This window comes from Streptomyces sp. P17 (assembly GCF_032436805.1).
Lineage (GTDB): Bacteria > Actinomycetota > Actinomycetes > Streptomycetales > Streptomycetaceae > Streptomyces.
Map to the genome: position 1 here is coordinate 1 of NZ_JAVRBF010001525.1, position 233 is coordinate 233.

The 233-nt window shown below is 37.3% G+C and carries 1 protein-coding gene; it reads right to left on the reverse strand.

The annotated features are described in order from the left end of the window. Positions 1–233: hypothetical protein (locus RMT89_RS45570; protein ID WP_315889625.1), on the reverse strand; the 233-nt coding region annotated here is incomplete at both ends.

A 233-nucleotide genomic window follows, 5' to 3' on the forward strand; every position in this document is an offset into this window, starting at 1 on the left:
CGAACTTTTTATGCCACCATTACTTAAGTTAAGGTTATACCTTTGCGCCGATGCTTGCCGATACAAGTAGTTCATAGCTTCTTTTCTTACGTCTATAGCCGCAAAACCTGCTTTAGCTAAACTTAAAGCTTCATCGGTAATTAGCCCATCTCTATGTGCAATAAGTTGTTCTACAAAAGGAGATAACACTGTTTTACCCGTGCTTTGTTCTGATGATAAATAGTAATTATTGG